The organism is Microcoleus harperi Pol14_C6 (assembly GCF_036701295.1).
Taxonomy (GTDB): Bacteria; Cyanobacteriota; Cyanobacteriia; order Cyanobacteriales; family Microcoleaceae; genus Microcoleus.
Map to the genome: position 1 here is coordinate 201,925 of NZ_JAUBQN010000007.1, position 13,000 is coordinate 214,924.

Genomic DNA, 13,000 nt, shown 5'->3' on the forward strand with positions numbered 1-13,000 from the left:
CTGCAACTGTACAATTATTCGCCATCAAGTCTTTGCTAACTAAAACTTGCGTTGCAGGTAGATACTAGCGAAAAAAGGTGCTTTTTCCCGATGCTTGCAATCTCATTAAAATGACTAATTCCAGATCCTAAACATCCGCCGGATTCAAGTGCATCATTGCCCAAGTGGTGTAAGTGCCGATCGGACTCCAAAGTATGTAAGGCAGCAATAACAGGGCGGCAGGCTCGGAAACTTGCAACACACTTAAAGCTAGTATTACGCTTAAAATAGCGCCCGTTCCGCCGATTATTGTGCCGATTTTTAGGCTCCTAACTTTGCACATAACTGAGGTATAAGACATAGTTACTATTTCTAAAAGCAGGTACAAACCCATTCTCAGCCAAGTCTCCTGAGTTCCTGGCTCTTTTTCCCAAACAATCACGGCTGACCAAGCTGCACAAATAAAAATTACTGTCCAAATTAGGGGAATTGCTTTTTCAAATACTAGCCATCTGGGACGCTGCAATCGGTTGAACCATTGGATGTCGCTGGGCGGGATGAAGTTAGCAGCTAGTGCTACTATCAAGGCGACGCCTCCAATTACCATCCAGGATTTAATCATTTTTTTACCTTGGGCGAGGTTGACAGGTTCAATTCAGCAGATATTATCTCTAATTTTGGCGATCGCGCAATCCGTCCCTAGTTATATTAGGTTGGGTGCCGTCGCGAAACCCAACATCAGTTGAAAAGTAATTTAGACTTCGGGGAAATCTCAATTTATTTTCTTCTATTCTGTTTCATAAGATAAAAAATGTGACTCTTGCTCCCTCCCCTTTTCAAGGGGAGGGTTCGGGTCGGCTTTTCAGTAAAATTGACCAGTAAATTGAACAAAAAGTCTCTTAGTCTTTCAAAAAAATCGGCGACTAGCCGAGGCGGTGATGCTGTTCTAATTCTAAACTAGAGTCATTCTCTTTTTTGGGAACCAGAAGCGTATTTTCGCTGCTCGGTTGCAACACAGCTTTAATCACTTGGAGAAAACGGTTAGGCTTTTTAGTTTGACCGTTGAGAGTCCGCCGGTCTTGCACTTTTTTAGAAAGGTGCCTCATCACAGATAAATCGAGTTCATCGATGAAATGGTCTGCTATACGTTCTCCCATTAAATCAATAGCTTCAGCATACTGCTCTGTAAGCGTTTCTATGGCATCGTATGCTTCGTCAGCAACTTGACTTGCTACTGTTTTATTGTGGTCGCCCGGTGTCTGGGAATGGCTGCGGCGTCGGTCTAAAAGACTTTGGTAATCCGCAATGCTCATTCCCAAATTGTAGAGATGGTGGTGAGCGTGATCCATCAAATCTACTTCGCTGGGATAGAAGAAACCACGAGTGCTGTTGATGCCGTGCACTTTTGCCCAACGCCGTAGAGTTGTCTCATCTTGCAGTTGGTATCGCTCCAACATTTGAGCTGTGTTCAGCTCTACTTCTGGCGTAACTTTGAAATCGCTCATCGGTAAATCCTCGCGGGTGAGTAAATAAATAAAATTGAAACTTAGAATCTGTGATTGACGTACAGTCTGAAAATGATGATCAATCCTGTGACGGCATTGAGGGAAGTCTTGCGGGCATTTGCTAACCGTCGATCGTGCGATCGTCGTTGGATCGAGTCAGAGAATTTCAGGGTAGCGTACTTTTGGGCTTTGTCTCGATCGCTTTCGGGAGCAAGCACACAGGGTTAATAATATAGCTGATTTAAGGTTTCAACAACCGTTAAAAATAGTAAACTTTGATTTTTGGGGTTGAATTATTAGTAATGTTGAGCTATAATATTTTCAATAACCGTGCAATTAGTAATTTTAGTAGTTGCAAACGAGATTCTTAGTATGCCTGTATACGATTATTTGTGTCCCGAAAACAACCAGCAGTTAGAAGTGTGGCACAGCATGAACCTGGAAGTTTCGACTTGGGGCCAACTGTGCGAGTTGGCTAAGTGCGAACCCGGGGAGACTCCCGCAGATGCTCCGGTACGCCGGCTGCTGAGCGCTCCGAGATTGATGAAGCCGACATCCGACACCGATTATAAAAATTCGGGTTTTAGCAAGTACGTGAAGCGGGATGAAGGGGTTTATGAAAATGTCACGGCTAAGGATGGTGAAAGCCGTATTGTCAATCGAGATGGTAAGCCGATTAAAGACTGAGAATCCATAATAATCAAGTTTTCAGTTGAGTGAATTACATATATTAAGTAGGGACACGGCAGCGCAGTGTCCTTTGTTTGATTAGATTAAAAACAGCTATATTATTCAGATTATATTAGTCCGATGCCGACACCACAAAAGGCTCAACCGGACATAATATTATTGACCAAACCAATCTTTCATTTTTTGCTTTGCTTGTTTTTTAGTATCAGCATTAATGTATACTGAAACAGTAGCTATGGCCGCTAGCAATACTCCCAAATCGTCGGTAAATCCGATGCCGACTAATATATCGGGAATGGCATCGACAGGAGATATAAAATAGGTCAAAGCTCCAACTACAACTCCTTTTGCCCAAGCAGGCACGTTTGGGTTCTGAGCCGTATAGTAGAGAATTAAAGCTTTTTCCACTACTTCTCTTCCTGCGGTTAAAGCAAAGTTTTTAAGTTTAGCCCAAAAACTTTCATCTGAATAGTTGGTTTTGGGGTTGCTGAAGTTTGTCGTGGTTCCTTTCCGGTCGATTAAATCGAGAGGAATGCCCTTAGTTTTAAGCTGAGAAACAGCCGAATTGAAAGATGCTGATGCCTGATTTTTATTAGGGGTGGTCTCCCGTATTTGTTTGATGTCTGCGATAAATTCCTGCATGGCTTGGATTTGCAAGTCGGAAACCGCCAGCAGTTTTTTTGCGGATTGGATCGCCTCGCTTTCTCCGGGATGCAGCGTCTTATTTGCCCCAGCAATGTTAATTAAAAAATACATGACTCCCAAACGCAGCGCTTCTTCTGACTTGCTGAGTGTTTGCAAACAGTCGCTGAGTGATGGGGGACTAGCTGTGTAGGATTGGATTTGAGCCTTTGCAGAGTCAGAAAATTTGTCTAAATTTATGGTTTTAAACAACAAATCTAGTTCGTCAATATCAACGGAACCATCGGCGGCTGCGATCGCAAACAAAGAACCATAAAAAGCTAAAAGTTCGCTTTCTGAGGATGTGGCAAAAATATCTCTCTCGGACATGATGCTACTCCGATTGATCACGACGCTTTGCATTTTACCACAAAACTCAGCGCGCCATGATTTCAGAAATCGGCAATAATTTTAGAGAGTATCAAACAAAGGAGAATTTTTTATGAAAGTTGCGATCGTCGGCTGCGGCTATGTGGGTACTGCGACAGCCAAACATTTACGCGGCAAATCTGATTGTATCGTGACGGCGACAACTACCACGGCGACGAGAGTCGTTGAGTTGGAGGGTGTCGCCCAGCGGGTAGCCGTGCTCAAGGGAAATGACAAAGATGCAATGACGGCTGTATTGCAAGAACAAGATGCTGTTATGCTGTGCGTAGGTGCTCCAGATTCTGATACTTATCAGGAGAGTTATTTAGATACAGCGACTACTTTGGTATCGGTTTTAAAGCAGATACCGACAGTAAAACAAGTTATTTATACTGGTACTTATTCTGTGTATGGCGATCGCAAAGGTGAAGTGGTAAATGAAGAGTCACCAGTCGCACCTGCCAACCCAAACGGTGAAATTATGGCAGAAACAGAACGGGTTTTATTAGCAGCATCTAATGCCAATCTTCACGTTTGCATTCTCCGTTTGGGAGGAATTTATGGGCCTGGACGAGAATTAGTTAAAATCTTTGGGCGCTGGGCTGGGAACACTCGCCCTGGTGCGGGGGAAGATGCTACTAATTGGGTGCATCGGGATGATGTTGTTGGGGGGTTAACCTTTGCTTTGGAAACTCGATTGCAGGGCATTTACAATTTAGTCGGAGATGTGTCGCTATCCAGTCGCGAATTGCTCGATCGCATTTTTGAAGCTCACAATTTGCCTAAAGTTTCTTGGGATGGAAGTCCTAGCGTGCGGCCTTATAATGCGAGGGTGTCGAATCAAAAGATTAAGGCGGCTGGTTATCAGTTTGTTCATCCTGAGATTAGGGAGTTTTAGTTGGGCTAATTTTTTTTTGAACCGCAGATGCAGGCGGATAGACGCGGAGGAACGCGGATGAAGAAAGGGCGATATTGATAGCTTTAGATTTTTTATTCATCTGCGTTCATCCCTGTTCATCTGCCGACATCTGCGGTTCAAAAAAAAGCCATTTCAAGCACTAATTAACTTATCCCATAATCCCAGCAAAAAAGTCGATCGTCTCTTTCAACGCTTTCACAAACACATCAATCTCCTCGCGAGTATTGTAAAAATACAAACTCGCCCGCGCCGTAGATGAAATATTCAAATAGCGGTGCAAAGCTTGCGTGCAGTGATGCCCGGAACGAATCGCCACTCCCTCCTGATCTAACATGGTAGACAAGTCTTGAGGGTGAATTTCTCCCGCAGTAAATGCCGCCAAAGCTGCCCTACCTTCGCCGTTGCTGTCTGGTTGTGGCCCGTAAATTTTGATTTCTGGAATTTGCCGCAATTGTTGGAACATATAAGCAGTCAATTCTGCTTCGGCAGCGTGAATCTTCTCCATGCCAATGTTACCAAGATAATCGACTGCTGCACCGAGGGCGATCGCCTCGCCGATTGCAGGCGTCCCCGCCTCAAATTTGTGCGGCAAATCGGCATAGGTCGAATAATCGAGAAACACGTCAGCAATCATCTCGCCGCCGCCGAAAAACGGAGGCATTTCTCTCAGCAAGTCCAGTTTACCGTACAGAAAACCGATGCCAGTCGGAGCGCACATTTTGTGACCGGAAGCAACCAGCCAATCGCAATCTATTGCTTGCACGTCTACTATCATGTGCGGCACGCTTTGGCAAGCATCTATTAAAACTCTTGCGCCGAAACTGTGGGCAATTTTGCAGATTTCTTTGACTGGACTGATGCAGCCCAAAGTATTAGAAACGTGAACGGTTGACACCAATTTAGTTTTATGGGAAATCAGGGTTTTAAACTGTTCTACATCAAACTCGTTAGTTTCCGTTAACTCGACAAACTTCAGCACCGCACCGGTTCTTTGAGCAATCATTTGCCAGGGAACGAGATTGCTGTGGTGTTCCATCACCGACAGGATAATTTCATCTCCGGCTTGCAGATTGCTCAAGCCCCAAGAATAAGCAACCAAATTAATCGCTTCGGTGGCGTTGCGAGTGTAAACAATTTCTTGCCGCGACGCCGCATTCACAAACGCCGCAACTTTGTCTCTAGCACCTTCGTAAGCATCAGTCGCTTTGGCGCTGAGAGTATGAGCGCCGCGGTGCACGTTTGCATTATATTTCTCGTAGTAGTCGCGCCAAGCATTGATGACAGCTAGAGGTTTTTGAGAAGTAGCTGCATTGTCTAAATAAACTAGCGGTTTGCCATTTACTTTTTCATTCAAAATTGGGAAGTCGTCGCGAACTTTTGATGCAAGTGTTTTTTCTTGAATAAGTGTCATAAATTTCAGAAGTTAGTATTTTTGCGGATTCTGGGCGGGCTAGAAGCCCACCCCACAAGAATATTTATTTTTGTGGAACAGGCTTCGACGCTGTTGCTTAAACTGGGCGGGCTAGGAGCAACGGCCCACAGGAACATTGATTTTTGTGGAACAGGCTTCGACGCTGTTGCTAATTCTTTTATTCTTGAATAGCCACACAGGTAGAAAGCATTTTCGCCACACCTGCAATTGGCAACAGATTGAGAATTTCTGCTGCAAAAGCATCGATTAGTAAATAGCGACTTCTTTCTAAATCCAAACCGCGACTTTGCAAGTAGAAAAGCTCATCATCTTCTAATTGACTGACAGTTGCACCGTGGGAACATTTAACGTTGTCGGCGACAATTTCCAACTGCGGTTTGGTATCTACGCGAGCTCTCGGCGACAGCAACAAATTCCGGCTCAATTGTCCGGCGTCTGTCAATTGTGCGGCTTTGCGAACGAAAACTTTGCCGTTAAATACTGCGCGAGCTTTGTTGCCGACAATGCACTTGTGAAGTTGGCGGCTGGTACCGTGCGGGTGATTGAAATCGATTAAACTGTGAGTGTCAGATAACTGTTCCCCAAAGGCTACGCTTAAGCCGTTTAGAGTTGTTTCAGTGGCTTCGCCGCGCTGAAAAACTTCTAAATTGTGCCGCGATATTTTGCCTCCCAAGCTGATAGCATGGCAAGTGTAACGGCTATTACGAGATTGTTCGATCGCACTTTTGCCGATATGAACAACTTCCCCACCTTCCCGCTGCAGCCGAACGTGATTCACAGTAGCGTTTTCGCCGACAACAACATCCGTTACAGCATTAGTAAACGCTGGTACATTACCGATAGTTGCGTAATCCTCAACCAGGGTCACGCTGCTTCCAGGCTCAGCTATAATTAAGCAGTGCGGCTGGCACATCGTGGGAGATGCACCGGGCGCTGTCAGGAACAGCAAGTGAATCGGAAGGTCGATCGACATATTGGCCGGGACGAACACCACCGCAGAATCCGCCAAACCCACAGTATTCAGCGCCGTAAATACCTCGGTTTGCTGTCTGTGCTTGCTCAAAACATCGCTGATGCGCCCTTGATATTTTTCGGGTACATTGGATAGATTACCTGCGAAAAAGTCGATCGGCAAATTCGGCAAAACCAACGACTCCACCGTGGACAAATCCGGCGCATAAAAACCGTTGACAAATACCAATCTTAATGGTAAATCATCCCGATTTTTCACGGGCATAATGATATCAGCCAGCTTAACTTTTGACTGATTGCTCTGGGGTATATGAAAAGGAATTTGCAACACCGACGACAAATCAGTAAAGCGCCATTCTTCATCCCTCACCGTCGGAAAACTCGAAGAAAGCACGTATTCCGTCGCCGCATCCCGCAAATCCTGCAACCCGTAAGCCGCACTTTTGCTATTAGCAGCCTCCAACTTACCGCACTGATTCACCAAATCAGTCAAAAACATTTCCCTACTAGCAACTTGCGTATTCATCATCGCGCGCCTACTCCTGCTGCTTCCTCTTCCACAACCCAGTCATAACCGCGTTCTTCCAATTCCAGCGCCAACTCTTTCGGGCCTGTCAAGATAATTCTGCCGGCTTCCATGACGTGAATAAAATCAGGAATAATGTAATTCAGCAACCGCTGATAGTGAGTAATCACCAACATCGAATTTTCAGCAGTTGACAACTGATTCACACCGCCGGCGACAATCTTGAGAGCATCGATATCCAAGCCCGAATCAGTCTCATCCAAAATAGCTAATTTCGGTTCCAACAACGCCATTTGCAAAATTTCATTCCGCTTTTTCTCGCCGCCGGAAAAACCCTCATTTACGCTGCGGCCCAAAAAAGAATCATTCATCTTGACAATATCCAGCTTGTCCTCGATTAAATCTTGGAAATCAAAAGCATCCAATTCTTCCAAGCCGCGATGTTTGCGGTGAGAATTGTAAGCCACGCGCAAGAAATCCAGATTGCTAACGCCGGGAATTTCTAAAGGATATTGGAAAGCCAGAAATACGCCAGCCAAAGAGCGTTCTTCCGGCGGTAACTCCAGCAGGTTCTGCCCCAGAAAAGTAACTTCTCCACCCGTTACTGTATAAGCAGGATGGCCCGCTAATATCTTGGATAAAGTGCTTTTTCCCGAGCCGTTCGGGCCCATAATCGCGTGAATTTCACCCGATTTAATTTCCAGATTCAAACCCTTCAGGATTTGGGTATCTTCCACATTCGCAGTTAAATCGCGGACGGAAAGCACCACTTGACTATTTTCTACAATCATCTATTTTTGTCCTTTTCCTCAATGCACTTTACAGTTTTTTCTTCTCGTTCCTAGGCTCTGTCCCTTGGTGACCAATTAACGTTAAACCGATAGTCCGCCAGGGAATGAATTCCCTGTCTCAAAGCTAAAGTCCTCTGAAGAGGACTGAGAAGAAAATTTTTAAACTCATTAGTCCTGTTTAGAGGAGTTTAGCTATTAGCCAAGGAATTCATTCCCTGGCGGACGGGGAGCTTAAGTTGTCACCGATGGACTCGGCCTGGAAGGGTTTCTTGGCCGCGAAAATTATCCGACACTTCCTTCCAGTTTCAGACTCAACAGCTTATCAGCTTCCGCCGCAAATTCCATCGGTAACTGATTGAAAACATCTTTACAGAAACCGCTAATCATCATCGAAATAGCATTTTCTGCGGAAATTCCCCGCTGTGCGAAGAAGAATAATTGCTCTTCTCCAATCTTAGAAGTAGAAGCTTCGTGTTCCACTTTAGCAGTGTGGTTCTGCACTTGAATATAAGGGAAAGTATTCGCTTGAGCGTTATCCCCAATCAACATGGAATCGCACTGAGAGTAATTGCGAGAGCCTTTAGCATTAGGCCCCATTTTCACCAAGCCGCGATAGCTGTTGGATGAATTTCCTGCAGAAATCCCCTTAGAAATAATCGTGCTGCGAGTATTTTTACCAACGTGGATCATTTTGGTGCCGGTGTCAGCTTGCTGCTTGTTATTTGTCAGCGCTACCGAGTAGAATTCGCCTACCGAGTTGTCGCCGACTAACACGCAACTGGGGTATTTCCAAGTAATTGCAGAACCGGTTTCTACTTGTGTCCAAGAAATCTTAGAATTGACTCCTTGACACAAACCGCGTTTCGTCACGAAGTTGTAAATGCCGCCTTTGCCGTTGGCGTCGCCGGCGTACCAGTTTTGCACTGTGGAGTATTTGATATCGGCATTGTCCATTGTTACCAATTCCACGACGGCGGCGTGCAGTTGATTGGTGTCAAACATCGGCGCGGTGCAGCCTTCTAGGTAAGACACTGAGCTGTTTTCTTCTGCGACAATTAGGGTGCGCTCGAACTGGCCGGAATCTCCGTTGTTGATGCGGAAATAGGTTGACAATTCCATCGGGCATTTGACGCCTTTGGGAATGTAAACGAAGGAACCGTCGCTGAATACGGCTGAGTTGAGGGCTGCGAAAAAGTTGTCGCCGACTGGTACAACGCTGCCGAGATATTTTTCTATTAGTTCGGGATAATCTTTGACGGCTTCTGAGATGGAACAGAATATAACGCCGTCTTTGGCTAGTTTTTCTCTAAAGGTTGTGGCAATTGAAACGCTGTCAAAAACGGCGTCAACGGCGACATTTCCGAGCCGTTTTTGTTCGGAGAGGGGAATGCCGAGTTTCTCGAAGGTTTCTAGGAGTGTCGGGTCTACTTCATCCAAACTGTTGAGCTTTTTGGGCTTTTGTTTGGGCGCGGAATAGTAGATAATTTGTTGGTAGTCGATCGCGGGATAGTTGACGTGGGGCCAGGTGGGCTCGGTCATTTTCAACCACTGCCGGTATGCTTTGAGGCGGAATTGCAGCATGAATTCCGGTTCGTTTTTCTTGGCGGAAATCAGGCGGACTACATCTTCGCTCAAGCCGCGGGGGATGGTGTCTGACTCGATGTCGGTGACAAAACCGTATTTGTAGGGCTGGTTGACTAGGGTTGTGACTGTAGAGCTCATTAATTTTGCGCTTTCGAGTGTTCTGGATAAGTCTCTCAAAGATGACAGACGCTGAACTGTCGGGGGCCCGGCCAGTTCTGGGGGCTGCTCTGGTAAGTAAAACAACTGATTTGTTGCTTTAGTATATTTTAAGCTACATTAACAACAGTGATATTGTCAAAGTCAAATTAATAATTTTTTGTGAAGATGATGGAGACTACTCAGCAGACTTCCACGAAACAAGACATCCTGGAATATTTGCTCAAGGAGGGGCAGGGGACGGCTCTTGAGTTGGCGGAGTCTTTGGATATCAGCCCGCAGGCGATTCGCCGTCATTTGAAGGATTTGGAAGCGGAGGGGCTGATTCAGTATCAGTCGGTTCAGGCTGGGATGGGGCGGCCGCAGCACATTTATGAGCTTACCAGTCTGGGGCGCGATCGCTTCCCGAATCGTTACGGCGATTTTGCTGTCTCTTTCCTGGATACGTTGGCGGAAACCGTCGGCCGCGAGCAAGTGATTACTATCTTGCGAAAACAGTGGCAGCGCAAGGCGACGGACTACCGGCGGCTAGTGGGTGCGGGTTCGCTGCAAGAACGGGTGACTAAGTTGGTGGAACTCCGCAGGGCTGAAGGTTATATGGCTGAGTGTTATCCTGTAGAATCTGTAGAGGTTGGGATCTGCGATCGCGCTGGTTTGGATGATCGATTTGTGTTGATGGAACACAACTGCGCGATTTCTAATGTTGCTGAAACTTTTCCGAGTGTCTGCGGTAATGAGTTGGAAATGTTTGCAGCGGTTTTGCCGGATTGTATTGTGGAGCGGACTCACTCGATTATTAATGGGGAACACCGCTGCGGTTATTTGATTGCAAGAAGGAAGGAAGAAGGAAGAAGGAAGAAGGAAGAAGGATGAGAATTTCAAATTCCCAATTACCAATCCTAAATTCCAATTACTAATTACCAATTACTAATTACCAATTACCAATTTTTAATATATGGAACCGCTAGCAGATTTTTTAAAGCCGGAAGAGTGTGCGGAAGTTGATATGGCGCTGCTGTCGTCGAAGGAGAAGTTTTCGGCGCGGGTGGCAATTTATGCTTTGAGGGTGCTCAAGCAAATTGCTGGGGAGACTGGGAAGCCGGTGGCTGAGGTGACTAATGGGCAGGTGATGGATTGGATTAAGAATGATGAGAGTATTAAAGGGTCGATCGAACTTGATGCTAGTTTTGAAAACTTTTTTACAAATTTGGTCGTTGCGTCTTTGCGGCCTTTGAGGCAGATTGCGACAGAAGCCGAGAACCCGATCGAACAATTAACAGTTAAGCAGGTTGTGGCGTGGTTTGTGAAGGACGGGAAAATTCGCAGAGAACAGGGAAGCGAGGCGGCGTTTTTGGATTTGTGAGTTAAAGGTCGAGCGGCCGCACCCCCAAACTCGGCCTCAAACCCCGATAATTCCATCGGTTTCGGGCGCTCGAAAAAAAGTTTTGACTTTGGGGTTGACAGACTAGGGAAAACTTGATAAGGTAATTAAGTCGAGCGAAAGAGATGCAGCGCATCACAGTTAACGCAGACACAGGATAAAAAGTTTTCAAAGCTTTCCTGGTGCTTATGATGTAATGGAACCACTCCGATCCATCCCGAACTCGGTTGTTAAACGTTGCTATGGCGAAGATACTCGGCGGGTCACTGCCCGGTAAAATAGCTCAGTGCCAGGTTAATAATAAATTAAAGCTCTTTTCCCGCAACAACGGAAAAGGGCTTTAGTTTTTTGGGGAGTTATTACTCATCTAAACAAAAGCTCGTCTAGGGCCACCGGATGTCTAACCCCAACTTCCGACAAGAATTGTTGAAGATGTCTAACGTGCCAGTTTTGTAGAAATTTCAATATTTGCAGCCAGCAGCAGATTTTGGGTCGCTCAAACTTGATGCTAGTTTTGAAAACTTTTTTACGAATAGGGTGGTGGCGTCCTTGCGGAATGAGAGGCAAATTGCGGCAGAAGCCGAAAGGGCGATCGAACAATTAACAGTTAAGCAGGTTGTGGCGTGGTTTGTGAAGGATGGGAAAATTCGCACAGAACAGGGAACCGAGGCGGCTTTTTTGGATTTGTGAGTTAAAGGTCGATCGGCCCCTCTGGCAAATAATACGTCAAACTCGGCTATTGGGGGCTGTTTCGGGCGATAGAAAAAAAGTTTTGATAAAGGGGTTGACAGACAAAGGCAAACTTGATACAGTAATTAAGTCGAGCGAAAGAGATGCAGCACATCAAGCTTAGCATTAAGCAGAACGCAGACACAGGATAAAAAGTTTTCAAAGCTTTCCTGGTGCTTATGATGTAATGGAACCACTCCGATCCATCCCGAACTCGGTTGTTAAACGTTGCTATGGCGAAGATACTCGGCGGGTCACTGCCCGGTAAAATAGCTCAGTGCCAGGTTAATAATAAATTAAAGCTCTTTTCCCGCAACAACGGAAAAGGGCTTTAGTTTTTTGGTGAATTATTAATCATCTACACCAAAGCTCGTCTAGGGCCGGCAGGATGCTTAACCCCTACTTCCCACAAGAATTGTTGGAGATGTCTAACGTGCCAGTTTTATAGCAATCTCAATATTTGCAGCCAGCAGCAGATTTTGGGTGGATCGAACTTGACTTGATGCGAGTTTTGAAAACTTTTTTACGAATTTGGTGGTGGCGTCTTTGCGGCATGAGAGGCAAGTGGCGATGGAAGCCGAAAGGGCGATCGAACAATTAACAGTTAAGCAGGTTGTGTCTTGGTTTATGAAGGACGAGAAAATTCGCAGAGAGCAGGGTGTGGATGTGGCGTTTTTGGATTTGTGAGTTAAAGGTCGATCGGCAACATCCCCAAACCCGGCCTCAAACCTAGATAACTCAAGCGGTTGCGGGCGATCGAAAAAAACTTTTGATAAAGGGGTTGACAGACAAAGGCAAACTTGATACAGTAATTAAGTCGAGCGAAAGAGATGCAGCGCATCAAACTAAACGCAGACACAGGATAAAAAGTTTTCAAAGCTTTCCTGGTGCTTATGATGTAATGGAACCACTCCGATCCATCCCGAACTCGGTTGTTAAACGTTGCTATGGCGAAGATACTCGGCGGGTCACTGCCCGGTAAAATAGCTCAGTGCCAGGTTAATAATAAATTAAAGCTCTTTTCCCGCAACAACGGAAAAGGGCTTTAGTTTTTTGGGGGAGTTATTAGTCATTCTCTTTATGACTTGGCGGTTGAAACCGCTAATAAACAAACGAAGTCCGCCTCTGCGGACTAAAGAATGATTGGCAGGATAAGTTCTACTCTCTCAAGAAAGTAGTACCGAGTGTTGCCGAGACCGATACTGAGTTATATCAGGTTCGGGTAATTACTTATAATATTAATTCGGGCGCTCGAACTTGAATTCGGGCGCTCGAACTTGAATTCG

General features: G+C 45.6%; 14 protein-coding genes, 3 rRNA genes and 1 pseudogene. 9 read left to right on the forward strand and 9 right to left on the reverse strand.

Annotated elements, in window-relative coordinates; translation table 11 throughout:
• Window positions 1–127: 127 nt before the first annotated feature.
• The 3 genes from QUA27_RS08250 to QUA27_RS08260 form a co-directional block, all read right to left on the reverse strand.
• The gene (locus QUA27_RS08250; protein WP_333067400.1) at window positions 128–601 is read right to left on the reverse strand and encodes a TspO/MBR family protein; all 474 of its coding nucleotides are present in this window, start codon (window positions 599–601) and stop codon (window positions 128–130) included.
• Window positions 602–902: 301 nt separating this feature from the next.
• A complete protein-coding gene (locus QUA27_RS08255; protein WP_333067401.1) occupies window positions 903–1,484 on the reverse strand; it encodes a hypothetical protein in 582 nt (193 codons plus the stop codon).
• Between the two features lie 41 nt (window positions 1,485–1,525).
• On the reverse strand, window positions 1,526–1,702 hold the full coding sequence (locus tag QUA27_RS08260) for a hypothetical protein (protein WP_333067403.1): 177 nt from the start codon (window positions 1,700–1,702) through the stop codon (window positions 1,526–1,528).
• Window positions 1,703–1,856: 154 nt separating this feature from the next.
• Here QUA27_RS08260 and QUA27_RS08265 point away from each other — a divergent pair, with 154 nt between their 5' ends.
• On the forward strand, window positions 1,857–2,171 hold the full coding sequence (locus tag QUA27_RS08265) for an FmdB family zinc ribbon protein (RefSeq protein ID WP_333036151.1): 315 nt from the start codon (window positions 1,857–1,859) through the stop codon (window positions 2,169–2,171).
• A 159-nt stretch (window positions 2,172–2,330) separates the two neighbouring features.
• Here the strand turns inward: QUA27_RS08265 and QUA27_RS08270 are convergent, their stop codons facing one another.
• Window positions 2,331–3,185, reverse strand: a complete 855-nt coding sequence (locus tag QUA27_RS08270; protein ID WP_333067404.1) for a DUF1232 domain-containing protein — start codon at window positions 3,183–3,185, stop codon at window positions 2,331–2,333.
• Between the two features lie 112 nt (window positions 3,186–3,297).
• Between QUA27_RS08270 and QUA27_RS08275 the strand changes: the two genes are divergently transcribed.
• Window positions 3,298–4,122: an NAD-dependent epimerase/dehydratase family protein gene (locus QUA27_RS08275; protein WP_333067405.1), complete on the forward strand. Its 825-nt coding sequence runs from the start codon at window positions 3,298–3,300 to the stop codon at window positions 4,120–4,122.
• 169 nt (window positions 4,123–4,291) lie between these two features.
• Here QUA27_RS08275 and QUA27_RS08280 read toward each other — a convergent pair whose 3' ends face one another.
• The 4 genes from QUA27_RS08280 to sufB all read right to left on the reverse strand — a co-directional run bounded on the left by QUA27_RS08280 (window position 4,292) and on the right by sufB (window position 9,586).
• Window positions 4,292–5,554 (reverse strand): SufS family cysteine desulfurase, encoded by a 1,263-nt coding sequence (locus QUA27_RS08280; RefSeq protein ID WP_333067406.1) that lies wholly within the window; start codon window positions 5,552–5,554, stop codon window positions 4,292–4,294.
• Window positions 5,555–5,732: 178 nt separating this feature from the next.
• Window positions 5,733–7,076, reverse strand: a complete 1,344-nt coding sequence (sufD, locus tag QUA27_RS08285) for a Fe-S cluster assembly protein SufD (RefSeq protein WP_333067407.1) — start codon at window positions 7,074–7,076, stop codon at window positions 5,733–5,735.
• On the reverse strand, window positions 7,073–7,864 hold the full coding sequence (gene sufC, locus QUA27_RS08290) for a Fe-S cluster assembly ATPase SufC (protein ID WP_333044221.1): 792 nt from the start codon (window positions 7,862–7,864) through the stop codon (window positions 7,073–7,075). The genes sufD and sufC overlap by 4 nt, the downstream gene beginning before the upstream one ends.
• A 282-nt stretch (window positions 7,865–8,146) precedes the next feature.
• A complete protein-coding gene (gene sufB, locus QUA27_RS08295) occupies window positions 8,147–9,586 on the reverse strand; it encodes a Fe-S cluster assembly protein SufB (protein ID WP_333036166.1) in 1,440 nt (479 codons plus the stop codon).
• A 186-nt stretch (window positions 9,587–9,772) separates the two neighbouring features.
• Here sufB and sufR point away from each other — a divergent pair, with 186 nt between their 5' ends.
• From sufR to QUA27_RS27620, 6 genes and pseudogenes are all read left to right on the forward strand, one after another.
• On the forward strand, window positions 9,773–10,477 hold the full coding sequence (gene sufR / locus QUA27_RS08300; protein ID WP_333067409.1) for an iron-sulfur cluster biosynthesis transcriptional regulator SufR: 705 nt from the start codon (window positions 9,773–9,775) through the stop codon (window positions 10,475–10,477).
• Between the two features lie 82 nt (window positions 10,478–10,559).
• Window positions 10,560–10,967: an NDH complex assembly factor CRR9 gene (locus QUA27_RS08305; protein WP_333067411.1), complete on the forward strand. Its 408-nt coding sequence runs from the start codon at window positions 10,560–10,562 to the stop codon at window positions 10,965–10,967.
• Between the two features lie 196 nt (window positions 10,968–11,163).
• Window positions 11,164–11,280 (forward strand): 5S ribosomal RNA (gene rrf / locus QUA27_RS08310).
• Window positions 11,281–11,453: 173 nt separating this feature from the next.
• Window positions 11,454–11,675, forward strand: coding sequence for an NDH complex assembly factor CRR9 (locus QUA27_RS08315; RefSeq protein ID WP_333067412.1), 222 nt, complete (start codon window positions 11,454–11,456; stop codon window positions 11,673–11,675).
• A 208-nt stretch (window positions 11,676–11,883) separates the two neighbouring features.
• Window positions 11,884–12,000: ribosomal RNA gene (gene rrf, locus QUA27_RS08320) — 5S ribosomal RNA — on the forward strand.
• 227 nt (window positions 12,001–12,227) lie between these two features.
• Window positions 12,228–12,401, forward strand: a pseudogene (locus QUA27_RS27620) (NDH complex assembly factor CRR9); the annotation flags it as partial.
• A 1-nt stretch (window position 12,402) separates the two neighbouring features.
• On the opposite strand, the gene QUA27_RS08325 reads toward QUA27_RS27620, so the two are convergent.
• A complete protein-coding gene (locus QUA27_RS08325; protein WP_333067413.1) occupies window positions 12,403–12,591 on the reverse strand; it encodes a hypothetical protein in 189 nt (62 codons plus the stop codon).
• Window positions 12,592–12,597: 6 nt separating this feature from the next.
• Between QUA27_RS08325 and rrf (QUA27_RS08330) the strand changes: the two genes are divergently transcribed.
• A 5S ribosomal RNA gene (rrf, locus tag QUA27_RS08330) occupies window positions 12,598–12,714 on the forward strand.
• Window positions 12,715–13,000: the final 286 nt, after the last annotated feature.

Excerpts from the sequence above, each read along its gene's own strand:
- sufC (WP_333044221.1), bottom strand. The coding sequence starts at position 7,864 with ATGATTGTAGAAAATAGTCAAGTGGTGCTTTCCGTCCGCGATTTAACT.
- QUA27_RS08255 (WP_333067401.1), bottom strand. The coding sequence starts at position 1,484 with ATGAGCGATTTCAAAGTTACGCCAGAAGTAGAGCTGAACACAGCTCAA.
- QUA27_RS08250 (WP_333067400.1), bottom strand. The coding sequence starts at position 601 with ATGATTAAATCCTGGATGGTAATTGGAGGCGTCGCCTTGATAGTAGCA.
- sufB (WP_333036166.1), bottom strand. The coding sequence starts at position 9,586 with ATGAGCTCTACAGTCACAACCCTAGTCAACCAGCCCTACAAATACGGT.
- QUA27_RS08270 (WP_333067404.1), bottom strand. The coding sequence starts at position 3,185 with ATGTCCGAGAGAGATATTTTTGCCACATCCTCAGAAAGCGAACTTTTA.
- QUA27_RS08305 (WP_333067411.1), top strand. The coding sequence starts at position 10,560 with ATGGAACCGCTAGCAGATTTTTTAAAGCCGGAAGAGTGTGCGGAAGTT.
- QUA27_RS08280 (WP_333067406.1), bottom strand. The coding sequence starts at position 5,554 with ATGACACTTATTCAAGAAAAAACACTTGCATCAAAAGTTCGCGACGAC.
- QUA27_RS08265 (WP_333036151.1), top strand. The coding sequence starts at position 1,857 with ATGCCTGTATACGATTATTTGTGTCCCGAAAACAACCAGCAGTTAGAA.
- sufR (WP_333067409.1), top strand. The coding sequence starts at position 9,773 with ATGATGGAGACTACTCAGCAGACTTCCACGAAACAAGACATCCTGGAA.
- sufD (WP_333067407.1), bottom strand. The coding sequence starts at position 7,076 with ATGATGAATACGCAAGTTGCTAGTAGGGAAATGTTTTTGACTGATTTG.
- QUA27_RS08275 (WP_333067405.1), top strand. The coding sequence starts at position 3,298 with ATGAAAGTTGCGATCGTCGGCTGCGGCTATGTGGGTACTGCGACAGCC.